Raw genomic sequence first — 24320 nt, 5'->3', positions numbered from 1 at the left:
TCATGCCGAAAAACGATTATGCATATTTCGAGCCCCTTAATAAAATCAAAGGGTTAGCTATTTTTTGTTTGAAAAGCAGCCACAAGTGCAAAAAATACTGACACTGATTAAAATGGTCTGGTCCGCATCGGCTTAATAGCTCCTTTTAGTCATCCGATTTCATTATTAACAACGGGGGTATAGGGGGGAGCTTTACGTCTGAATCAACTTCCATGCTTAGTAAAATGGCTTGAGCCAATGCATCATGGGAATTAGGTGAATCTTTTAACTCACGGGTTTTTTCAATATCAATATCCGAAGATGCACCCGCCCACACTATTATCGGCACATGCGTTTGCGCTTTGGGTGCGAACATATAGGGTAAACCGTGCAAATAGACCTTGCTTTCACCTAAAGATTCACCATGATCGCTGACGTAAATCATGGCTGTTTCGTAACGGGGAGTGTTGCGTTTTAACAACCCAATGACTTTTGCTAAAAAGTAATCTGTGTAGAGGATGGTATTGTCATAAGCATTGATAATTTCTTCGTCGCTGCACATTGATAGTTCACTGGTTTGACATGCTGGCGTGAATTTTTCAAATGCTGACGGGTAGCGCTTACTATATGCAGGGCCGTGGCTGCCCATTTGATGTAGTACAATGAGTATGTCTTGCTCTTGTCCGTTAATAAATTCTTGTAGCCCATCAAGCATACCTTCATCACGACACTCTCTATATTTTTGTTCTTTGGGTTGCCGCTTTTCATCACAAACTGGGTTCGTTTCGCTAGTGTTGTAACTTATATAGGGAATGCGCTCTGCGACCCCTTTTGAATCAGAATTATTGTCCCGCCATTGCACGCTAATATTGGCTTTAGCCACAATATCTAGCACATTTTCTGTGGTTTTGCTGTTGTCTGCATCAAAGTCATCACGACCCAGAATGGAAAACATACAAGGTACTGAAACTGCGGTGGATGTGCCGCAACTACTGATTTGGCTGAAAGAGACTAAATCAGTTTCTTTGGCTAACAAAGGGGTGGTTTCACGCTCGTAGCCATTGACTGAGAAGTGATCAGCGCGAGCGGTTTCACCGACAACCACAATCACGAGCTCTCGATGCAAATCTGTGTCTGGAATGGCAGCACGGGACGTTTGGAACACGAATTGCCTGGAAGCAGCAGAGCGAATCTTTTGCGTCAGAAATGCGACCAATGAATACATAGGTTGTATTGGATTCGTGTAATAACGCACGGATTTGTGTTCACGAAAAAAGCTCGCATACTGACCACTAAAAGCAAATAAACTCCCGCCGATAACGCTTATGCCAATCACTAAGGTAAACCCCGTCATCAAAAAGCGGCGCTTAATGTCTTTTAATCTGGGTTGTTTATTCAGTGGCAACAGATTAAAAAAAACTATCGGGATCGCTCCAAATAACAAGACGTGATTAAGCAAACCAAAGTTGAGTATATCGGCCGCTTCGCCGGTGTCAGTGGCAAACATATTACGCATCATGTCGATATCAAAAATAACGCCAAAACCATCGGTAAAATAGCTGCATATTGCCCCCGTAATAAGCACGATGGATAACGCTAGTTTTACCGGCATAAACCAATTTAATACGATTGACACAATAGATGTTAATGCCCATAAAATAGCGCCAACTGAGCAGATGAATAATGCATTATTTTGCCAAGAGTAAATTGTCTCAAGATGGTCGAAAAAGGTGTGATTGCCCGTTAGCGTGACAAATAGCGCTGCGAGCAGCATGACAAGTTGAGGGGGAATTTTAAAAGCCCGTAACCATTCGCTTCGTATTGGTGTTTGGGCGGCCGCTTTATTCATCTCAGATTAATACCTAGGTTCACGATGGCAGCGAATCTTATGGATGGTGGCTTAACACAATATTAAGGCGTGATTTAAAAGAGCTGATTTAAAATGAAGCAATGTGCCCCAACATCCTAATAATCTGTATCAGTCGAATGTGAAATATATTGTTGAGTCACTCTTATTTTGCGTTGGCAACATTATTAGGACACCTGTGAAAGCTGTAAAAACTCTTACCCTAATGCGCTGGTTATTTGGCCAACTCGCACCCTATAAAACAAAGGTAATGTGTGCCATAAGCGCGCTTATTGTTGGTTCAGGCTCTTGGTTGTTATTGGGCCAAGGTGTGAAGGTCGTGGTCGATGAAGGCTTTGTCGCAAATAACGCTACCATGTTAAATCAAATGATGCTGGTGGTGGTGGGTATTGCGCTACTGGGCAGTATTGCAGCGTACTTTCGATTTTACCTAATGATTTGGCTAGGAGAGCGCGTCAGCGCAGATATTCGCCAATCTGTGTACTCTCATCTGCTAACGTTACCCCCCGCATTTTTTGAGAGAACACGTACCGGCGAGGTAATTTCACGCTTTACCAGTGACACTACCGTGCTGCAGTCGGTGGTGGGTATGGGGCTGTCAATGGCACTGCGCGCAAGCATTACTTTTATTGGTGCATTATTGCTGATGTTAATCACCAGCCCCATGTTGACCCTGTACGTATTGATTGCTGTGCCGATTGTATTATTGCCAATTCGTTTCTTTGGCGCCAAAGTGCGTTTGCATGCCAGAAACAGTCAAGACCGAGTGGCAGATTTAGGTGCTTACGTGGATGAGTCACTGCATGAAATTCACACCGTTCAAGCGTATTCTCATGAGGATCTCGACAGAAGTAAGTTTGCCGGTCGGGTAGAAGATGTGATGACAGCGGCCAATAGCCGCATTCGCTTTCGTGCTTTGATGATGGCCACGATTATGGGTATCAGCATGACCGCCATTACCTTAGTCGCTTGGTTAGGGGCGCAGCAGGTGTTAACTGCCAGTATTAGCGCCGGTGAGCTTACCGCGTTTATGTTCTATGCCGTTATGGCAGGCGGTGCGGTCGCCACGTTAAGCGAGGTCATAGGGGAAGTTCAAAAAGCTGCCGGAGCCAGCGAGCGTTTAATGGAGTTATTGCATACCGAGAGTGAAGTGCTTGAACCTGAAACGCCCCAATTGTTAGCAAAAAAGGTGCAAGGCAACTTAACCTTAACGGATGTGAATTTTAGCTATCCTAGTGCTGATGACAGCCCTGCATTACAGCATATCTCTCTTGACATAAAAGCTGGCGAGCGTATTGCTTTAGTCGGCCCAAGCGGCGCTGGCAAATCTAGTTTATTCCAACTGTTGCTGCGGTTTTACGATATTCAATCGGGGGAAATTAGTTTAGAGGGGGTGAATATAGCTGAGCTGGAGTTAGAGTCTTTGCGCCAACAATATGCCCTCGTACCTCAAGAGTCAGTGATTTTTGCTAGCAGTGTTGCCGAGAACATTCGCTACGGACGACCGGATGCCAGTGATGAAGACGTGCAAGCCGCTGCTAAAGCCGCCAGAGCCGATGAGTTTATTGAGCAGTTGCCCGAAGGCTATCAAACTTATTTGGGCGAGCGAGGCGTACGTTTATCTGGTGGGCAAAAACAGCGAATCTCTATCGCTAGAGCAATCCTCGCTGATCGACCTATTTTGTTGCTGGACGAAGCAACCAGTTCACTGGATGCAGCCAATGAGCAGTTTATCAAGCTGGCTCTGGACGAACTAATGCGCGAAAAGACCACTTTAATTATTGCCCACCGATTAGCCACAGTAATCAATGCGGATCGCATAGTCGTGATGGATAAAGGCCAGATAGTGGCAATAGGTAATCACCAAGAATTAATCGCCAGTAATGCGCTTTATCGGGAATTCGCCGAGTTGCAGTTGGTCAGTTAATTTATGAAAAGAATAAGATAAATTACATGATGAAAATAGCACAAGTGGGTGAAGTTATCTTGCGTACGCCAGCCAAATCAGTCTCCCAGACAGATATTGAAACCAGTGCGTTTCAGGAGTTTGTTGATGCCTTACTCGTGACCATGCAAGAGGCCAATGGGGTCGGTATTGCAGCACCGCAAGTATTTGATAAGCGTGCAGTCATGATCATTGCATCACGGCCCAGCCCTAGATACCCAAATGCACCTGACATGGAACCTTTGGTGTTAATTAACCCCAAAGTGATACAAAGTAGCGAGGAAACAGTAAAGGACTGGGAAGGCTGTTTGTCTGTGCCTGGTTTACGTGGTTTTATTCGCCGGGCGACTTGGGTTGAGATAGAGTATCTGCAACGCGATGGAACACCGGCCACTCAGCGCTTAGATGGGTTTGTAGCACGCATTTTCCTACACGAATTTGATCATCTGATTGGTAAAACGTGGCTTGACCATGTTGAACTTAACACCGATATTATGGCTGAATCCGTATGGCGCAGAAAAATAGCAGGCATTGATGACCGACAAGGCGAAATCAAAAACGACGATAATCGTTAAGCGGTGTTGCGTTTAGAACTGCTAAGAGCTGCCCATTCTGGCATGAGCTTATCTCAACAATTGAATAGGCGTATTTAATTATTTGTGCGAAGGGCAAAGGCTAATCTAAGCGATACTCAGTCAAAGCTATGATTTATTACCAGAGGTGTAACATAAGGTGACTTATGTGATTACCCATTTTTTATTAGTAAGGATATCCGTTGCAAACTGCGTTAAAGAAATTATCTGCCATAGTATGTTGCTCATTGCTAAGCGGGATCAGTGTGGCTGCTCAACAAGATGCCACTGACATGAATGTGTCAGGTGAACAGGAGGTTGTAAGTGAGGCCCAAGAAGTGGCGAGCCCACAGGCCTTATTTGCACAATGTGTTGTTGACTTGCAGGGGCAAGCTAAAACAGCCGGTGTCTCTAAGCGTGTTACCAATGAAGTGCTTGGCGGCGCCAGATACAAAGAAAAAATCATCTCGCTGGATCGAAATCAACCTGAGTTTGTACAAACCTTTACTGATTACTTTGAAAAACGGGTGAATACCTGGCGCATTGAAAAAGGCCAGCAAATGATGGCCAAGCACCGTGCTTTTCTGGGGGAGTTAAATAAAGAATACGGTGTGCCAGCTCAGTATCTTTTAGCTTTTTGGGGCTTAGAAACGAATTTTGGCTCTTACAAGGGAAAAAGCCCGGTTATTGATTCGCTAGTCACTTTGGCATGTGACAATCGCCGTAGCCGTTATTTTTCCAGTGAATTAATGCAAGCTCTGTTGCTCATTGATCGTGAAAAACTAGACGACAAAAAAATGGTTGGCTCTTGGGCCGGTGCCATGGGGCACACACAGTTTATGCCCTCTGCCTATATGAAATACGCAGTTGACGGAGATAAAGACGGCCAAATCAATCTTTGGGATAGCGAGCAAGATGCGCTGGCTTCGGCAGCTAACTTTTTGAAAAATTTAGGTTGGCAATCAGGCTACAAATGGGGCAGAGAGGTGAGCCTGCCTGACTCATTCGATTATACCTTAGCGGGCAAGAATGATCCCAAAGCGCTTTCTGTATGGAACGGTGCTGGCGTCACCCGTACTGACGGCCATGCCATCGGTAACGCTGATATCAAAGGTGCGCTTCTGGTGCCAGCGGGTCATGCAGGGCCGGCATTTTTAGCCTATAAAAACTTTAATGTAATATTGCGCTGGAATAACTCAGAGTATTACGGCATCGCTGTGGGGCACTTAGCGGATCGTATTGCTGGTTTGAGTACCTTGTCTAAAACTCTGCCTGAGCTGCCGGATTACACGGTAGATGAAATGCGTCAGCTACAGGATAAGCTCAATGGTTTGGGCTTTGATGTGGGCAAGGCCGACGGTATTTTGGGACCGGGTACACGAAGCGGTATTCGCCAATTTCAATTATCAAAAGACATGATTGCAGATGGTTACCCAGCACGTGACGTGTTCGATGCCTTAATGGAGCAGCCTCTGCCAAGCAACTCATAAGCACTATGTAATATATTGCTTTGTTACAGCGTTAAACTGCCCATTAATCTTATGGGCAGTGTCTGCTATTCCCCACGGTAATTATTTGCCTTTTTTGCGGTCTTTACTGGGCTAAAAAGTACTTTAGGTATATACTCCCGCGGTCAAATTTTAAGCGCTTTTCGCATTTCCATCTTGAGCGCTTTTTTAATACTTTTTATTTTTGTGGAGTTGTATGTCCAACCTGAGTCAACCTGTCGCTAAATCGCCTGTTAAACGCCAGCCTGCTGAGCGTATGAAAGCCGAGCGCGGTCTTTTTTCTTATCCCAAATATTGGGCTGAGTGTTTTGGCCCTGCGCCATTTTTACCCATGTCACGCAAAGAAATGGAAATCTTAGGTTGGGATAGCTGCGATATCATTATTGTTACGGGGGATGCCTACGTGGATCACCCCAGCTTTGGCATGGCGGTGATTGGCCGCGTGCTTGAGTCACAAGGTTTCCGAGTAGGGATTATTTCTCAGCCGGATTGGACGAACAAAAACGACTTTATGCAGTTAGGTGAGCCGAACTTATTCTTCGGCGTGACCGCAGGTAACATGGACTCCATGATCAATCGTTATACAGCAGAGCGAAAACTGCGTCACGATGATGCCTACACTGCTAACAACGAAGGGGGCAAGCGCCCAGATCGTGCAGTCACGGTATACACTCAGCGATGCAAAGAGGCCTATAAAAAACCAGTAGTGATTGGTGGTATCGAAGCTAGTTTGCGCCGTATTGCCCACTATGATTACTGGTCAGATAAAGTGCGTCGCTCTGTGTTGTTTGATTCAAAAGCTGACATGTTGATGTTCGGTAATGCTGAACGTCCATTAATTGAAATGGCCCATCGTTTTGCTGCGGGTGAAAGCATTGAGCAGATGCAAGATATTCGCGGCACAGCCGTTATCCGTAAAGAGCCGTTGCCTGGTTGGCAAGGTGTAGACTCAACACATTTAGACACCATAGGTAAAATTGACCCTGTTATTAGCCCCTACGAAATCATCGAAGATAAATGCGCGGTTTCTTCTGAGGCAGATAAACAAGCGGCCATTGAAGAGCAAAAGGCCCAACCGATTGTCGTACAGCCTTTTACCTCAAAAACCAAACGTCGCAAGCCGTGGGATAAAACCTATGTGATGCTGCCAGCTTACGATGTGGTGCGTGCCGAGAAAACGCATTACGCGCATACCTCGCGTATATTGCACAAAGAAACCAACCCAGGGTGTGCTCGTGCGCTTGCACAGCGCCATGGCGATAGAATCATTTGGATTAATCCACCTGCTTACCCGCTTGAAACTGAAGAAATGGATGCCGTGTTTGATTTACCTTATGCACGTGTTCCGCATCCTAGCTACGGTAAAGCAAAAATACCTGCTTACGACATGATTAAAACCTCGGTGAATATCATGCGTGGTTGTTTTGGCGGTTGCACTTTCTGTTCTATCACCGAGCACGAAGGGCGCGTTATTCAAAGCCGCTCTGAAGAATCGATCATTCGTGAAATTGAACAGATCCGCGACAAGGTTCCGGGTTTTACTGGGGTGATCTCTGATCTAGGTGGCCCAACCGCCAATATGTATAAATTGCGTTGCAAGAGTCCGAAAGCGGAACAAGCGTGTCGTCGTTTATCGTGCGTATGGCCAGAAATTTGCGGTCATTTAGATACTGACCAAACGCCTACCGTCGAGTTATATCGCAAAGCGCGTAATGTGGAAGGGGTGAAGAAAGTCCTTATTGCATCGGGTGTACGTTACGATTTGGCGATTGAAGATCCCAATTATGTACGCGAGTTGGTAACGCATCACGTGGGCGGCTATTTGAAGATTGCGCCTGAGCATACAGAGAAAGCCCCGCTGGATAAAATGATGAAACCGGGGATGGGCACCTACGATAGATTTAAAGAGTTGTTCGACAAGTACACCATGGAAGCGGGCAAAGAGCAGTATTTGATCCCGTATTTTATCTCTGCTCATCCAGGGACTGAAGACGAAGACATGCTGAACTTGGCGCTGTGGCTAAAAGAGCGCAACTTTAAACTCGACCAAGTACAGAACTTCTATCCGTCACCTATGGCGAACGCGACAACTATGTATCACACGGGGAAAAACCCGATACATAAAGTGAATCACAAAAGTGAAGCTGTGACCGTGGCCAAGGGTGAAATTCGCCGCCGGTTGCACCGTGCTTTTCTGCGTTATCACGATCCTGCTAACTGGCCAATGTTGCGTAAAGCGTTAACCGACATGGGTAAAGGCTATCTTATTGGCAATGGCGCTAAATGCTTGATACCTGCTGAGAGCCGTAATGAGTTAAAAGGGCGTGAGCAAAAAGAGTATGCAAAGCGCTCTGCAAATAAAGCGTATGCGAAAGGCAAAGGAAATGACCAAGCTCAGCAAACAGCGAAGGGCAAAAAAGCCCAACAGGGCTTAACTCGCTTCAGTGACAATCAGCCACACAATAAGGCCGGTGGTACTGGAAACTCGGCCGGTACAAACACTGATAACCGACGTAAAAACAGCAGTAATAAAAAAAGAAAGCCACATTAATGTGGCTTTTTGCTATTTGAATTCAATGTACTGAAAGTCAACTTTATTGTGCTTCAGGGTTAGTCTTTCAACGCTTTGATGATTTGCTCACTAAACGCGGGCAAGTCATCTGGGTTACGACTCGTGATGATTTGGCCATCGATCAGCACCTGTGCATCTTGCCAATTTGCCCCTGCGTTACGTAAATCAGTTTGAATACTCGGATAAGAAGTTAAATTACGCCCTTTTACGATACCCGCTTCAATGAGTAGCCAAGGGCCATGACATACCGCTGCGACAGGGCGTTGTTTTTCATCGGCAAAGAAATCTTTAATGAACGCGATGGCAGCATTGCTGGTACGTAAGGTGTCGGGGTTGAATAAGCCGCCGGGTAGTACCAGAGCGTCATAATTTTCGCTTTTCGCTTCTTGAAGTGTCAAATCGACCTTAATCGACTCCCCCCAATTATCTTCATCCCAACCCTTAATTGACCCTTTCTCAAGAGAAATGATATCCACTTTTACGCTGGCTTCTTTTAACGCATTCAATGGGTGAAATAACTCGCTTTGCTCAAAACCATCAGTGGCCAAAATGGCAACACGCTTATGTGCTAGTGACGTAGTCATAATTTTTCCTTCATCTTTTAAGCTCAATATTGTGAATGAAGAAATGCTAATGCCGTGCCACAGATCCTGAGAGCTCCAATGTCTCGCAAAGCCACGCCAGTTGTGACGGTTTCGATTTAACGATTAAAGGGGAGGGTTTTTATCATACTTTGAGCCTGACAAAATTTTAGAGACAAGAGAAATTTTTACAGAGGCCGGTGTTGGCTTACCCCGACCCAACTACTCACGTCATCTGATTGGGTTGAGGGCTCCGCAAAAAGCTAAAGCTAAAACCCAGAACCCAATTTCTGTCACCTTTGCAGACTGAGATGCGTTTATTAACAACGAATATCCAAATCAACAGATTGCCTTTTTTAAATCGACCTTCTAGCGACTGCACCAGCCGTAAGGCTACTAATATATAAAGCGTCAGCCGTTTCTAGCACGCCAGTAGTAAAGGGATACGCACCACTAGGGTCTTGTAAGTTCATCAGTACCTCACCATTTTCGGTAATTTTAATGACATGGCCATAATTTTTGCCTGCCGGTTGCAAAAAGCTGGGCAGACGCTGAATCATTTTTCTTAGAAAGGGGGATTCAGATAAGTCATCTATGCTTTTGGCGCGAGGGGAGGCAAACCCGAGCCAATATCCACCGCTAGGAGAGCGGGCGATGTTATCAGGGAATCCCGGTAGGTTATCAATAAGGGTCTCAACTTTGCCGGCCTTTGGGCCTTTCAGCCAATAGCGTAATACACGGTAACTGCCGGTTTCATTGATTAGCACCGAGCGTTGATCGTGACTCACCGCGACGCCATTGGCAAAGGTTAAGCCTTCCAGTAGTACCCTAGTTTCGGCAGTGGCTGGATTGTATTGCAAGAGGCGTCCATTGCCTTTGTGTTCCATTATTTCCAGCAGACTTGCGGGTAATGTGCCGCCGAATTGCGAGGCAGAAAACTTGCTGGTGGCATCGCTGAAATAGACCATACCGTTTTGTGCGACGTCTACATCGTCCGCGTATACAATGTCAGTGTCGTCTACCCGATTTGTGACAAGGCTAATATCACCATTGGGGGTTATGGATATTAATCCTTTCATCGCGTCGGCAACCAATAGATTCCCTTGTAGGTCATACTCGATTCCCAGTGGGCGACCGCCTGTATTAACCCAAGTTTTAAATTCGTTGGTATTGGGTGCCAGTAGCATAATGTCACCCGAATGGGTAGCTGTGGCGATAACACCGTCATCTCGAAGGGCAAAATCTTCTGGCCCATGATGGTCACCTAACGACAATAGATCTAAGTCGGCTAATGCATTGTTTGATGCCCATGGGCCAACATACCCTGTGGCTGTGGGCGCTTGCCAAGCGACTGGATCAATAGCGACAGGCCATAGCAGCAAATATGCGCCAAGGGCAAAAATAGCGAGTAGGGTAAATTTAACCAATTTCATAATATCTCCCTGATATGTAAAGGATAAACATTTCAACAAGATATAGCATGATGATATTGTTAGGTTAAATTGTGATTCGTTATTTGGGTGTATTTATCAACCTAATTATGAAGCGAGCTTGTCATTGAAGTGCAATTGCTGCTCCGTAAGTTATAGGGAAGTACAAAGTGTATTCTGTGACAGTAGACTTGCCCCTAGATAAAAACAGAAATAATGAAAAAGGGTATTTTAACGTCATAAAAAACGATTATCGCGTCACTTAACATCCTATTAACCCCTATTTTTGTAGGGAATAGCCAGTATAAGGCTATAAACATACAGGTTATTTTTATTTTGGCTGTATAAGCCTTATACTTGCTCGGTTTTATAGACATACTCAAGAACGTCCGGTGTTCTTTGAGTCAACCAAGAGGTCCTAATTGTGTTAGAAGCATATCGTAAACATGTTGAAGAACGTTCTGCCGAAGGTATCCCACCTAAACCATTAAATGCCGAGCAAGTTGCTGGTTTGGTTGAGTTATTAAAAGCGCCGCCTGCAGGCGAAGGTGACTTTTTACTTGAGTTGTTATCAGAGCGTGTTCCACCGGGCGTAGATGAAGCGGCTTATGTTAAAGCTGGTTTCTTAAATGCTATCGTTATCGGTGAAGCATCATCTCCTTTGATCAGCAAAGACGCTGCGATCCAATTGTTGGGTAACATGCACGGTGGTTACAACATCGTGACACTAGTTGATGCACTTGATAACAATGATTTGGCTGAGCTTGCTGCTGAAGAATTGAAGCACACTTTGCTGATGTTTGACGCTTTCCATGACGTGGAAGAAAAAGCCCGCGCAGGAAACGGGTTCGCCAAAGACGTATTACAATCTTGGGCTGACGCCGAGTGGTTCACTTCACGCCCTGAAATGCCTGAGAAAATCACTTACTCAGTATTCAAAGTGACCGGTGAAACAAACACCGATGACTTATCACCTGCACCTGATGCATGGTCACGTCCTGATATTCCATTGCACGCACGTGCAGCGTATAAGATGACCCGTGACGGCTTAACGCCTGAAGTACATGGAGAAATTGGACCACTTAAACAAATCGACGAAATTAAAGCAAAAGGTCACCCTGTTGCGTTCGTGGGTGACGTTGTAGGTACCGGTTCATCACGTAAGTCAGCGACTAACTCAGTCCTTTGGTTCTTCGGTGAAGACTTACCTGGCGTACCAAACAAACGTGGCGGCGGTGTATGTATCGGCGGTAAAGTTGCGCCAATTTTCTACAACACTATGGAAGATGCTGGTGCGTTAGTATTTGAAGCTGACGTAGACAATATGAACATGGGCGACGTGATTGACATCTTCCCACTTGAAGGTCGTATTACTAACGCTGAAACAGGCGCTGAACTGGCTAAATATGAGTATAAGTCTGACGTATTGCTAGACGAAGTACGCGCTGGTGGCCGTATTAACTTAATCATTGGTCGTGGTTTGACCGAAAAAGCGCGCGAGTCTTTAGGCCTTGGTGCTTCTGACTTGTTCCGTAAGCCAGACCAACCCGCTGATACTGGCAAAGGGTATACCTTAGCTCAGAAGATGGTGGGTAAAGCATGTGGTGTTGAGGGTATTCGACCTGGCACTTACTGCGAGCCTAAAATGACTACTGTGGGTTCACAAGATACCACTGGGCCAATGACCCGTGATGAGCTTAAAGATCTAGCCTGTTTAGGTTTCTCTGCAGATTTAACCATGCAGTCGTTCTGTCACACAGCGGCTTACCCTAAACCAGTTGATATTGATACTCAGCATACATTGCCTGATTTCATTATGAACCGTGGCGGTGTTTCACTTCGCCCAGGTGACGGTATTATCCACTCTTGGTTAAACCGTATGTTATTGCCTGATACCGTGGGTACTGGTGGTGATTCTCATACGCGTTTCCCAATGGGTATTTCATTCCCTGCAGGCTCTGGTTTGGTTGCATTCGCAGCTGCAACAGGCGTAATGCCGCTTGATATGCCTGAGTCGGTATTGGTGCGCTTTAAAGGTAAAATGAAGCCAGGCATCACGTTGCGTGATTTGGTGCATGCCATTCCATTGTACGGTATCAAGCAAGGTCTTTTGACTGTAGCTAAGAAAGGTAAAGTCAATGCTTTCTCTGGTCGTATTCTTGAAATAGAAGGTTTGAACGATTTGACCGTTGAGCAAGCGTTTGAATTGTCAGATGCCTCTGCAGAGCGTTCAGCAGCAGGTTGTACTATTAAGTTGTCTGAAGCGTCTATCGCAGAGTACCTAACGTCTAACATCACTATGTTACGTTGGATGATCAACGAAGGTTACGGCGACCCTCGTACGCTTGAGCGTCGTGCTCGTAAAATGGAAGAGTGGTTGGCTAACCCAGAGCTAATGCAAGCGGATAAAGACGCTGAGTACGTTGAAACCATTGAGATTGACCTTGATGATATCAACGAACCTATTCTTTGTTGCCCGAACGATCCAGATGATGCGAAAACTTTGTCTGACGTTGCTGGCGAGAAAATTGATGAAGTGTTCATCGGTTCTTGTATGACGAATATTGGTCACTTCCGTGCTGCAGGTAAACTACTTGAGCAATACAACAAGACCTTGCCAACGCGTTTGTGGATCTCTCCACCGACTAAGATGGACAAAGCCGTATTGATGGAAGAGGGCTACTACAACATCTACGGTCGTGTGGGTGTGCGTACTGAAATGCCTGGTTGTTCATTGTGTATGGGTAACCAAGCACGCGTATTAGCTAACTCAACAGTATTGTCTACTTCTACTCGTAACTTCCCTAACCGTTTAGGCGACGGTGCTGATGTTTACTTGTGTTCTGCTGAACTTGCGGCTGTTGGTGCAATTGTTGGTCGTATCCCTACTACAGCTGAGTACATGGAATATGCGAACAAGATCGAGTCTATGTCTGGTGATGTTTTCCGTTACTTGAACTTCGACCGTATCGATGAGTTCAAGCAAGCAGAAGCTGCTGCGAAAGAGAAGATTATTCCTGCTCTTAACATTGCTTAATCACTGATTTATATAACTAAATCAGAATAAAATACTGTAAGCCGAACAGGTGAATGCCTAGTTCGGCTTTTTTTGTTGCTAAACCCGTATTTGCTACAATCTGTGTCCTCGAGCTATTCCTTTCTGTTTTCCGGTAAAGTAGACTTTAGTCTGATAAATAAACTAACCCATTGTTTTTAAGTTTGTTTTAACCGAATTAATAATAAAACTCCGTTATTGCTCACACGCTACGTGCCAGATGGCTTCGAGGGTTTTATCTAAATTATTGGAATACACATGTTGATTAAACCCCTTCGCTTGTTCACGTCTGTTTTGCTTGCAGGCTTTTTTAGTTTAAGTGTGATGCTAGGGGCAAATGCCCAAGAAAACGAGTCATATCAGACGTTACCTTTGGTTAGCATTACTATTGGTAAGCAGCCTCTTGATGTGGAGTATGCTTATACCTTTGAGCAAAGAGCAAAAGGCTTAATGTTTCGTAAAACGCTGTGTAGCCAATGTGGAATGTTGTTCAAATTCTCTGGCGCTAAAAAAGCCAGTATGTGGATGCAGAACACATTTTTAGCGCTTGATGTTGCCTTTATCACCAGTGATGGTGTGATCACCGATATTAAACCGATGCAACCCCACGACTTAACCTCAGTTGGGGCATCTCAAGCGGTACTTTACGCACTTGAGATGAATCAAGGCTGGTTTGCTAAAAACGGTGTAAAAGTAGGCGACACATTAGTGATAAAAGACTAACCAATTGAATTGGGTGATAAAGGCGGCATTTTAGCCGCTCTTATCAAGTTCACTTTGGTGTGCTTCAATGCCGATGGGCACTGGTGTTACAGTCAAAATTTGCTCGTCTAATACGCTAAAACAACAGCGGAGTGATACGCGCATGAGTTGCTTGCTCAAACCCATAAGCCGCCTCAATCAGCAAACCTTCACTCTTTGCTCCACCAATAAAGCTCATATTAACAGGCATGCCGTACACTTCTCCCATTGGAACAGTAATGTGCGGGTAGCCGGCGACTGCCGCCGCGCCGCTGGCTGAGCCAAGAAAGTGATCACCATCGATATGGTCTATTTTCCACGCAGGTGCCGTTGTGGGGGCAATCAGTAGATCTACATTGTATTTTGCGAGTGTGGCATCTATGCCGTCTTTGCCTGCTTTTTGTTTAGCGCTGTGTAACGCATCGAGGTAGCGTTTATCCGTTAACTCAGGCGCTTCTTGGGCGCTAATGAATATCTCCTGTCCAAAGATAGGCATAGTGCGCTCTTTTGCTTCTTCATTTTTGTCTATCGCCTCTTGTAGGCTTTTTATTGGTGCATTGCTCCTTGTTAAATAGTGATTTAAATCCGCTTTAAACTCAGCCAGCAACACGCTGTACTCGTCTTCATTCCAGCTGCCTTTATCGTCGATATCGGCATTGTCTATGATGATAGCGCCCGCTTTGTCTAATATAGATAACTGAGCTTCAAAGACGTCGTCAAGTTGTGGATGATAGCCCATCATGTTGCGCACCACGCCTATCCGCTTGCCTTTAAGCCCGTCGGCTTTTAAATGCTCAACTAAGGGTACAGGTGCAATGCTGCTCGCATCGTTGTTGTCTTCACCCATCATGGCTTCAAGCATAACGACCGCATCAGCAACCGAGCGTGCCATTGGGCCTGCTGTGTCTTGTGAGTGGGCGATGGGAATGATGCCGCTGCGGCTAATAAGGCCTAGTGTGGGTTTGATGCCCACAATACCGTTAACAGCAGCGGGGCAGGTAACGGAGCCATCTGTTTCTGTACCTACCGCTAATAACGTAAAATCTGCGGCGACAGCCACACCTGATCCTGAACTAGAGCCACACGGAGAGCGCGTTACATCATGAGGGTTGAGGGTTTGCCCGTGCAAACTACTCCAGCCGCTTGATGACATAGTGGAGCGAAAGTTTGCCCATTCAGACAAATTGGTTTTACCCAGAATAATCGCGTCCTGTGCTTTTAACTTTTCAACCAAGTAGGCGTCTTTACTAGGAACGTGTTCTCGCATCAGCCAAGACCCTGCAGTGTTTGGCATACCTGTGGCGTCAATATTGTCTTTGAGTAGCACCATGGCGCCGAATAGTGTGCCCATTGGCGCGTCACTCTTAAGTTTCATATCTAACGCTGCCACCTGTTCAGCAAGCTGCTGATTAAGCGTGACGATGGCATTGAGCGTAGGGCCGTTATCGTCGAATTTCTCGATTCGCTGTAAATAGTAATCACTCAATTGGGTGACGGTGATGGTGTTGTTACGCAATAATGTTTGTGTTTCATGAAGGGTGAGTTCGTGTAACGGCCTAGCGATGGTTTCACTGGCTCGTGCAGCAAAACTATTGGTTGCGATCAGAGCAATGATGACCCCGCTCGTTAATGAACTGCTGATGGTTTTGCATCGGAGCATGTCTATGTTTCCTTAACTGACTGTATTTTCACCATTAATTTGACTGGATTTGGTGATTTTTATTATTAAATGATAGAGGGCGAGACGTCCTTTGAAATACTCAAATAGCACGCCCGGTATCACTATCGCATAGGCTATTCCAAAAAGTGTACAGAAAGAGGCAAAATGTGCTTTATCTGCGCTAAAAAGCTGGTAATTTATGGCATCTTTTTTGTACATATTCTAATTAGGAAAAACATTGAGTGACTCTTCGATAAACGTAGCTAAATTTGGCGGAACCAGTGTCGCAACCTACGCCACCATGCTTAATTGCGCCAAGGTGGTAAAAGGCAACCCTGCTACTAAAGTGGTGGTGGTAAGTGCATCAGCTGGGGTAACCAACATTCTGGTAGAGCTGGCACACAAGGCCCTGACCAAAGATGAAATTTCGGCTTACATTGAGCAAATACAAGCCATTGAATTCGCTATATTAAATGACTTAGGCGCGCCGACTTTGGTGGCCGATAAGTTGTTGGAGTTACTCGAGTCATTGAAACAATTGGCGTTTCATGAAGAAATACTCCACCGTCCTGATTTAAAAGACAGTTTGCTGTCGCACGGTGAACGCATGGCATCGCTGCTGTTTTCCGAGGTATTGACGCAGCAAGGTCTACCAGCGGATAACTTTGATGTGCGCAATGTCCTTCTGACCGACAGCGAGTTTGGTCAGGCGGCTCCGCAACTGGATGGCATAAAGCAGCGCGCGGCAAAGCTAATGGCACCTGAAATAGCTAAAACCGTTCTGGTTACCCAAGGGTTTATTGGCTCTGACGAAGCAGGCAATACCACTACGCTTGGACGTGGAGGCTCTGACTTTACTGCCGCTTTATTGGCTGAAGCCTTAGGCGCACAAAGCTGTGAAATCTGGACGGATGTGATTGGTGTTTATACCACGGACCCGCGCATTACTGATGCAGCAAGACCTTTGCCTGAGCTAAGCTTTGAAGAAGCCGCAGAAATGGCTACATTTGGTGCTAAGGTGTTACACCCAGCGACCATGGAGCCAGCGCTTCGTCAAAACATAAAGGTATTTGTTGGCTCAAGTAAGGAGCCTGAAAAAGGCGGTACTTGGATTGTTCGTGATTGTGAACATGAACCTTCTTACCGCGCTATTACTCGCCGTAAAGACCAAGTTATGGTGACAGTGAAAACGCCTAAGATGATGTACGCTCAGGGGTTCTTGCAGAATGTATTTACCATTATCGCCAAGCACAACTTAAGTGTTGATTTGGTGACGACATCTGAAATTTGTGTCTCGTTCACTCTGGATAACCCGCCTAATTCAGTATTGCAGCGCTTGAACCGTGAGACGATCGAAGAGCTTAGCCAAATTTGTGAAGTTGAGCTTGAAGAGCATTTTGATTTGGTGACTGTGGTAGGCAATAACATGCACAGTGCAGCTGGTGTATCGAGCCGTATTTTCGCTGCCGTGTCTGACTTTAACTTGAGAATGATTTGTTTCGGTGCCAACGTGCATAATATGTCTATGTTAGTGAGCGAAAAGGACAGTTCAAATGTGGTGAAAGCCCTGCATAAGAGCTTGTTTGAAGCTGAATAATTAACGCATTTTAGTCACAAAAAAACCGCTATCGAAAAGTAGCGGTTTTTTTGTGCGCTAAAAGTAAGCGCAATATAGGTTAATTAGACCTTAAACTGCTGTACAGAACTTTGTAGCTCTTCAGCAAGCTTGGCCACCTCGTGACTTGATTCAGACGTTTGATGCGCGCCTACAGAGGTTTCTTCGGCGATATTCACGATATTCTCTAGCTTCTCGCTAATTTCTTGCGACACCACATTTTGTTCTTTCGCTGCTTGAGCGATTTGCGAACTAACATCGTACGCTTTATGAACGGCATCAGAAATGAGCTGCAAGGCTTTGGTTGAGGCTTCGGTTTTCTCAACACAAACGGTTGTTTGCTCTTTGCCTTGGTTCATTACTGCTACGGCTTTTTCAGCGCCCGCTTGAAGCACTTCAATCATCGAGTTAATTTCTTGAGTCGATTTTTGTGTGCGACTGGCAAGGGTACGTACTTCATCTGCGACTACGGCAAAGCCTCTACCATGCTCACCTGCGCGCGCCGCTTCAATGGCCGCGTTTAATGCGAGTAAGTTAGTTTGGTCAGCTACGCCACGAATAACATCCAAAATACCGCCGATGCTGGCACTGTCTTGATGAAGCTTATTAATAACCTCGGCCGCTTCTTCAACATCACGGGCGAGCACTTCAATGGTGCGAATGTTTTCTTCCGAGATAGCTTTAACCTTCTCGGCTTCTTCATCAGCATGTTGAATTTGACGCAATGTATCTTCAGCGCTTTGACTGACAACCAAGGACGTACTGTGCATTTCTGTTGTTGCGGTAGCAACTTGTGCGATCTGTGATTTTTGCTCTTGAATCGATGTCGTGGTTTGCATGGTCACCGCAGAGGTCTCTTCTGATGCGGCAGCTAACTGAGCAGAGCGAGAGCCTATACCTGAAATCAATGACTTTAAGCTGTCAACCAAGTTATTACAGTTTTTCGCCAAAGTGCCAAATTCATCATCGGAAGAGTCGTCTAAACGTTGAGTAAGATCCCCTGATGAAACAATGTTCAGCATCTCATTAACTCTGTTAAGCGGCTTGATAATAGCTCGCACACCAAAGAAGGCAATTACGCTGGCAATTAAGACCGAGATAATAACAATAAATGTGGTTCGTAGATTGCCAGAGCTAATTGAGCTTTTTACCGATTCATTGGCTATCGATGCTTTATCATCGGCAAGTTTAGACAGGGTATTAAGTTTGGTAATGGCTAACTCGATGTTGGCATCTGAGGCCCTGTAAGCGGCAGTGGCTTCATTCTGTTTGTTGATCTTCTTTACTTGGTTTTGTAGCACACCCGTTGACGAGCTTACCAGGTCTAGGACTGACCCCGTCATTTGATAGATTTCGGACAGGGTACCACTAGGGTCGTTGCCACCCGCTGCGTTTTGAATGCCACTCAAAGATTCACGAATTTGGTTTACAACCAGTTCTACCTCGTTGCCTAGGGTGTCAGCCCTGACCAAATTTTGGGTTTTAATATATTCTGAGCTCACTGTGATAAGTGACATTAAATTGGTTTCAAGGCGATTGGCTAATTCTGAAGCCTTGGCAAGTTGGGCATTATTTTGAACTTCGTCAAGGTCAGAGAAATCTAAGATCAATGAGGATGTGTCATCGGCGTTATCTTCAATATCGCTAATTTGACCACGCAGTGTATCGCGCATAGCTAGGTCAGCTTTACGGCTATCAAACAGCTTTAATACATTGACCTTATAGTCTTCGTAAATGCCATCCACTTCTGCTAAAGAGGCTTTTAAATCAGACTCTTGGCTGACTACCTGCTTAAGTGTATTGAATTCGTTTTCAAAGTTGCTTTGGCTATTGTTAAAGGCTTCGCTTTTTTCATCAAGGCTGTCTAAACCGTCACCGTAGTAGGCTTCTGCCGTTAAGCGCCCCATGTTTAAGAATGACACTTTGAGTTGACTACTGCCGCTGACCGTCGGAAAAGCGAGATTACTTACGTCTTCGGTAGCGTCATCTATATCATCTAAGGTAGCGAGTGAAAATATTCCCATGACGATAAGCAGCGAAGTAATAATGGCAAACCCACCTACAACGCGCAGTGCTACAGTCAATTTCATGTGTGCTCTCCAAATAAATCTATTTATTATAGGTGTTAGGGCGATTATTTTATTGTGTGATGAATGCAAACTGCAATGCAGCTAAATTACATATTTTAATCTCTTACAGGCCAGTTTCACACAATAACAAAGGCAATCATACCTGCGTTACTTATGTCCCTAACACAATGCTTATCAAATTCGATAACCACTACAATCTGCTTAGATTTACCCTACGAAAGTAGTATCGACTTAAAAGCGGTTAACATTAGCTAACTTTTTAATTTTACTTGAGATAATAACGAAATGGTTCGCATTCAGCACATTTAGCAGTTATTAATATAATACAAAACTGAAGACGTTTTATGACAAAATGCGGAAATTATGAATAGGGAAGTGATTGAATATGGTCTCGTTTTAGCTTTGCACTCGCAACCAGTCATTTGCACGAAGCAAGGTCATATGCCCTCCCCAGACAAATCCTGTATCTAAGGCAATAAAGTGACTGTTTTGAGTCTCGCCATTCAAAGCCGCCCAATGCCCGAAAACGACTCTTTGCTGAGTTGTTAATTCCGGGTTGTTGACACTAAACCACGGAGTGAGGGACTTAGGCGCATCTTGCGGTGGGGTTTTACATTCAAACTCAAGGCGCTGGTCTTTTTCCAAAAAACGCATTCTAGTAAACGCATTAATGATAAAACGTTGCCTTGCCTCGCCTGTCAAGTCATCGGCCCAGCGGTTGGGCTTGTCACCATACATGCTTTGCACTAATTGCTGCCAGTGAGGGCCTTGTAGCGCTGTGCTAATTTCATCGCTCAAGCCCAATGCTTTATCAAAACTCCACATAGGATATAAGCCCGCGTGGGTCAGCAATGTATTTTCTCCAAGGCTTAGAGCAAGTGGCTTTTGGCGTAACCAATGGCAATATTTTGCGAACTTGTCAGAAGCAATGACGCTGTCAAGCTTGTCACCCTTTTTTGCGCGCCTAACACCGCAGAATATTGCTAGTAAATTTAAGTCATGGTTACCTAACACGGTGTGAAAACTATCACCTAATCCGTGCAAATAAGCGAGGGTTTCTAAAGATTCAGGGCCACGACCAATAAGATCGCCAACCGCATATAGTGTGTCTTTACCCGGTGCAAAGTCTACTTTGCTTAAAACGACTTTAAGGCCACTCAAGCAACCCTGTATATCACCCACGATATAATCAGCCATGTGTACACTCTGAACTAGTTGATTTGATGGGGGACTGCTAAGCGGAAAATATCAATGGGTACACGAAAGAGTGCGCCATCTTTATCCTGCATTTCGTAATAACCTTGCATTGAGCCTACGGGGGTATCAAGTACCGCGCCGCTAGTATATTGAAAGCTATCGCCACTTTCGATGTGTGGCTGCTGACCAACAACGCCAGCGCCTTCTACTTCAGATTGTTTGCCATTGCCGTCAATGATGAGCCAATAACGGTTGATAAGCTGCACACTTTCGTCACTGTTATTGGCAATGTTAATTTCATAAGCAAAAGCGTATTTGTCCGCCTCATTGGCGGTATGCTCTGGTAAATGTTGGGTGTGTACCACAACCTTAATTTTATCACTTAGCTCGTGACCCGTACTTAATGAACTTGTCATTTAATCCTCCTGAGTACTAAACGCAAGATCGGCAATGTTTCCAAATTGAGCCAGTGATAAGTTTTCCGCTCGTAATTCAGGGTTAATATCCAACGAGATAAGTTGCGCTTCGCTAAGGCTTTCTTTCAAGCTATTGCGAATGGTTTTACGGCGTTGATTAAACGCTTGAGCACACACGCGGTTAAGTGCTTCTTCGCTTTTTACCTCTACCGGCCTAACCTTGTGGGGAATAAGACGCACCACAGCTGAATCGACTTTAGGCGGTGGGTTGAAGGCCCCTGGCGGGACATGAATAACCGGCATGATGTGGCAGTGATACTGCGCCATCACAGACAAGCGACCATAGTTCTTGTTACCCGGTGATGCAGCCAGCCTGTTTACCACTTCTTTTTGCAGCATAAAATGCATGTCTTGCACTTTGTGCGCGAACGAAAACAAATGGAACATCAAAGGGGTTGAAATATTATATGGTAAGTTACCGAATACTCTTAACGGATGCTCTTCACTGAACAACTCAGAAAAATCAAACTTTAGGGCGTCCTTTTCTAGGATGTTCAGCTTACTGGCAATGAACGGGTGCGTACGCAAACGCTGGGCAAGGTCGCGGTCTAACTCGACTACGGTTAGCTTATCAATCAGTTCGCAAACCGGTTCGGTAAGTGCGCCTAAACCCGGGCCTATTTCTACCACGTTTTGTCCCACTTGTGGGTTAATGGCAGATACGATTTGATCAATAATATAAGGGTCGTGCAGAAAGTTCTGACCGAAACGTTTTCTGGCTGTGTGGCCTAAATGTTGTTTGCTCATTGTGTACTTTTTGCCAATGAAATGGCTTCCTTGATAGCGATGCTAAAACTGCCAACATCGGCGTGGCCGGTAGCGGCTAAATCGAGTGCGGTTCCGTGGTCCACGGAGGTGCGAATAAAGGGTAATCCCAAAGTGATGTTTACCGCTTGACCAAAGCCCTTGTATTTTAACACAGGTAGCCCTTGATCATGATACATAGCAAGCACGGTATCGGCTTGTTGCAAATACTTTGGGTTAAAAATAGTGTCAGCCGGTAATGGCCCGGTAAGCGTTATGCCCTCTTGGCGCAGAGCATTAAGGGCAGGGATGATCGTATCTATCTCCTCACGGCCAATATGCCCGTCTTCACCTGCATGAGGATTGAGCCCACATACAAAAATATGCGGCTTAGCAATGCCGAACTTGGTTCTTAGATCGTGATCTATGATACGGATCACTTTATCCAGCTTGGGCTGAGTAATAGCAGCAGATACCGCTGTCACTGGAATGTGCGTCGTAGCGAGTGTTACGCGCAAGCCTTCGGTAGCCAGCATCATCACAACTTCAGGGGTGTTCGACTGCTGGGCAAAAAATTCAGTGTGGCCACTAAAGGGAATGCCTGCCTCGTTTATCACGCCTTTATGCACAGGGCCTGTCACCAGAGCCTGAAATTCGCCATTGAGATTCATCTGGCAAGCTTGGTGCAGTGTATCTAGTACGTATTGGCTGTTCGTTGGATTTAGTTTTCCAGCAATGACTTCATCCTGCAGCGGTGTATCAACAATATAAAGCGACCCGGCAGGTTGAATGTCCGTGCAGCTTGCATCGTATGGTAATAACGTCAGTGGGATGTTCAGTGCATTTGCACGGATACGCATCAGCTCAGCATTGGCAAATACCACTAACATGGCCTGCCATTGCTGCTGCGCTAAGGTGATGATTAAATCTGGGCCAACCCCTGCAGGTTCACCCGGTGTTATGGCAAGCTTAATGGTCATGAATTAACTATTGTCTTTTTCGTCAAGTAATTCGACATAAGCGCTGTCACGCATTTCTTTCAACCATGCTTCAGTTTCTTCAGCAAACTTACGCTGGAACAACAACTGATATGCTTTGTCTTCTTTGCGTTTCTCTGTGGCGTCTTGTACACGTTTATCCATCAATTGCATTAAATGCCAGCCGTGGGTAGAGCGAACAGGTTGACTGATTTCGCCTACTTCTAAGCTCTGCAGTGTATCCCTGAAGGCCGGTACATAAACGTTAGGGTCAGCCCAACCTAAATCACCGCCGCGTAAAGCTGAACCAGGATCAGCTGAGTGCTCTTTAGCTAATTCAGCGAAGTCTGCTTCACCTGCCAACAGTTCTTTTCTAAATTCGGTCAGCATCTTTTCTGCTTTCTCATCGCTTAAAATAACCGAGGGTTTGATCAAAATATGACGAGACTTAAGCTCTGCAACTTCGACTTTTTCAATGCCACGAATATCAATAATTTTCAATACGTGAAAACCTGCACCACTGCGGATAGGGCCGATTAAGTCATCTTTACTGGTGCCTTGTACAGCCTCTGCAAAGAGTGTTGGCATAGAGTTAATGTTCATCCAACCTAAATCACCGCCTTCAAGCGCTTTAGAGCCAGAAGAAGAAGCCGTGGCGATTTTGGCAAATTCAGAGCCGTTGTTTAATAATTCTAATACTTTCTCTGCTGTGTCTTTGGCTTTGCTGACGTCTTCGTCAGTTGGCTCAGGTGGAAAACCAATCAATATATGACCTAAATGATACTCAGCTTGTTGTCCGCCTTGTTCATCAATAAGCGTCACTAAGTTGCTTATTTCTTGAGGCGTAATGTATATGCGGCGACGCACGTTGGCGCGGCGCACTTCGCCAGTGACCAATTCTTTGCGCACTTGCTCACGATATACCTCAAAGCTGACCCCTTCAGAGGCAAGGTTTTTACGCAAGTCTTCAACTGTTGTGCCGTCTTCTCTGGCGATGTTGTCTATGGTTTGATCTAATTGAGGGTCGCTAATTTGAATGCCCATACGCTCAGCCATTTGATTTTGCAAACTATCCACAATCAAGCGCTCAATCGCTTGGGTGCGCAAAACGCGATCTGAGGGTAAGGTTTGATTGTTGGTTAATGCGTTACGTTTTACGGTATTAACTAATTCTTCAATTTGGCTTTCAAGAACCACGCCTTGATCGACAATGACTGCTACGTTGTCCAAGCGGACTTGCTTGGCGAACGTGTTAAACGAGATAAATGCCAAAAGGGCAAAAGTGACTACAGTTAATTTCATATTTATGGT

17 protein-coding genes are annotated in these 24320 nt (G+C 45.3%); 7 read left to right on the top strand and 10 right to left on the bottom strand.

The window, feature by feature from the left end:
• Positions 1-145 precede the first annotated feature (145 nt).
• Positions 146-1828: a phosphoethanolamine transferase gene (locus tag AC0VYA_RS17320; RefSeq protein ID WP_475489091.1), complete on the bottom strand. Its 1683-nt coding sequence runs from the start codon at positions 1826-1828 to the stop codon at positions 146-148.
• Between the two features lie 196 nt (positions 1829-2024).
• Here AC0VYA_RS17320 and AC0VYA_RS17315 point away from each other — a divergent pair, with 196 nt between their 5' ends.
• From AC0VYA_RS17315 to AC0VYA_RS17300, 4 genes are all read left to right on the top strand, one after another.
• Positions 2025-3773, top strand: a complete 1749-nt coding sequence (locus AC0VYA_RS17315; protein WP_475489090.1) for an ABC transporter transmembrane domain-containing protein — start codon at positions 2025-2027, stop codon at positions 3771-3773.
• 29 nt (positions 3774-3802) lie between these two features.
• On the top strand, positions 3803-4366 hold the full coding sequence (gene def, locus AC0VYA_RS17310; RefSeq protein ID WP_475491087.1) for a peptide deformylase: 564 nt from the start codon (positions 3803-3805) through the stop codon (positions 4364-4366).
• A gap of 200 nt (positions 4367-4566) precedes the next feature.
• Entirely contained in the window at positions 4567-5853 is a 1287-nt protein-coding gene (locus AC0VYA_RS17305; protein WP_475489089.1) for a lytic murein transglycosylase, read from the top strand.
• A gap of 214 nt (positions 5854-6067) precedes the next feature.
• The gene (locus AC0VYA_RS17300; RefSeq protein WP_475489088.1) at positions 6068-8422 is read left to right on the top strand and encodes a YgiQ family radical SAM protein; all 2355 of its coding nucleotides are present in this window, start codon (positions 6068-6070) and stop codon (positions 8420-8422) included.
• Between the two features lie 59 nt (positions 8423-8481).
• On the opposite strand, the gene AC0VYA_RS17295 is transcribed toward AC0VYA_RS17300, so the two are convergent.
• Positions 8482-9027, bottom strand: coding sequence for a type 1 glutamine amidotransferase domain-containing protein (locus AC0VYA_RS17295; RefSeq protein ID WP_475489087.1), 546 nt, complete (start codon positions 9025-9027; stop codon positions 8482-8484).
• A gap of 353 nt (positions 9028-9380) precedes the next feature.
• On the bottom strand, positions 9381-10457 hold the full coding sequence (locus tag AC0VYA_RS17290; protein ID WP_475489086.1) for an SMP-30/gluconolactonase/LRE family protein: 1077 nt from the start codon (positions 10455-10457) through the stop codon (positions 9381-9383).
• A 421-nt stretch (positions 10458-10878) separates the two neighbouring features.
• On the opposite strand from AC0VYA_RS17290, the gene acnB reads away from it, so the two are divergent.
• Together acnB and AC0VYA_RS17280 are read left to right on the top strand one after the other, a co-directional pair.
• Positions 10879-13491 carry a bifunctional aconitate hydratase 2/2-methylisocitrate dehydratase gene (gene acnB, locus AC0VYA_RS17285; RefSeq protein ID WP_473475678.1) on the top strand — a complete coding sequence of 871 codons (2613 nt, stop codon included), beginning with the start codon at positions 10879-10881 and terminating at the stop codon, positions 13489-13491.
• Between the two features lie 276 nt (positions 13492-13767).
• Positions 13768-14232, top strand: a complete 465-nt coding sequence (locus AC0VYA_RS17280; protein ID WP_475489085.1) for a DUF192 domain-containing protein — start codon at positions 13768-13770, stop codon at positions 14230-14232.
• A gap of 115 nt (positions 14233-14347) precedes the next feature.
• Here AC0VYA_RS17280 and AC0VYA_RS17275 read toward each other — a convergent pair whose 3' ends face one another.
• On the bottom strand, positions 14348-15910 hold the full coding sequence (locus AC0VYA_RS17275; RefSeq protein ID WP_475489084.1) for an amidase: 1563 nt from the start codon (positions 15908-15910) through the stop codon (positions 14348-14350).
• Between the two features lie 238 nt (positions 15911-16148).
• Here AC0VYA_RS17275 and lysC point away from each other — a divergent pair, with 238 nt between their 5' ends.
• Positions 16149-17507 carry a lysine-sensitive aspartokinase 3 gene (gene lysC, locus AC0VYA_RS17270; protein ID WP_011576160.1) on the top strand — a complete coding sequence of 453 codons (1359 nt, stop codon included), beginning with the start codon at positions 16149-16151 and terminating at the stop codon, positions 17505-17507.
• Between the two features lie 83 nt (positions 17508-17590).
• Here lysC and AC0VYA_RS17265 read toward each other — a convergent pair whose 3' ends face one another.
• The 6 genes from AC0VYA_RS17265 to surA form a co-directional block, all read right to left on the bottom strand.
• On the bottom strand, positions 17591-19615 hold the full coding sequence (locus tag AC0VYA_RS17265; protein WP_475489083.1) for a methyl-accepting chemotaxis protein: 2025 nt from the start codon (positions 19613-19615) through the stop codon (positions 17591-17593).
• Between the two features lie 396 nt (positions 19616-20011).
• Positions 20012-20812, bottom strand: coding sequence for a symmetrical bis(5'-nucleosyl)-tetraphosphatase (locus AC0VYA_RS17260; RefSeq protein WP_475489082.1), 801 nt, complete (start codon positions 20810-20812; stop codon positions 20012-20014).
• A gap of 14 nt (positions 20813-20826) precedes the next feature.
• Positions 20827-21228, bottom strand: coding sequence for a Co2+/Mg2+ efflux protein ApaG (gene apaG, locus AC0VYA_RS17255; RefSeq protein ID WP_475489081.1), 402 nt, complete (start codon positions 21226-21228; stop codon positions 20827-20829).
• On the bottom strand, positions 21229-22035 hold the full coding sequence (gene rsmA / locus AC0VYA_RS17250; RefSeq protein WP_475489080.1) for a 16S rRNA (adenine(1518)-N(6)/adenine(1519)-N(6))-dimethyltransferase RsmA: 807 nt from the start codon (positions 22033-22035) through the stop codon (positions 21229-21231). It lies immediately after the preceding gene.
• The gene (pdxA, locus tag AC0VYA_RS17245) at positions 22032-23012 is read right to left on the bottom strand and encodes a 4-hydroxythreonine-4-phosphate dehydrogenase PdxA (protein WP_475489079.1); all 981 of its coding nucleotides are present in this window, start codon (positions 23010-23012) and stop codon (positions 22032-22034) included. Before pdxA ends, rsmA begins: the two co-directional genes overlap by 4 nt.
• A gap of 3 nt (positions 23013-23015) precedes the next feature.
• Entirely contained in the window at positions 23016-24311 is a 1296-nt protein-coding gene (gene surA, locus AC0VYA_RS17240) for a peptidylprolyl isomerase SurA (protein WP_473475661.1), read from the bottom strand.
• Positions 24312-24320 lie beyond the last annotated feature (9 nt).

This window comes from Paraglaciecola sp. QJM3NY_14 (assembly GCF_056173245.1).
This window is presented reverse-complemented; position numbering and strand designations above follow the sequence as displayed.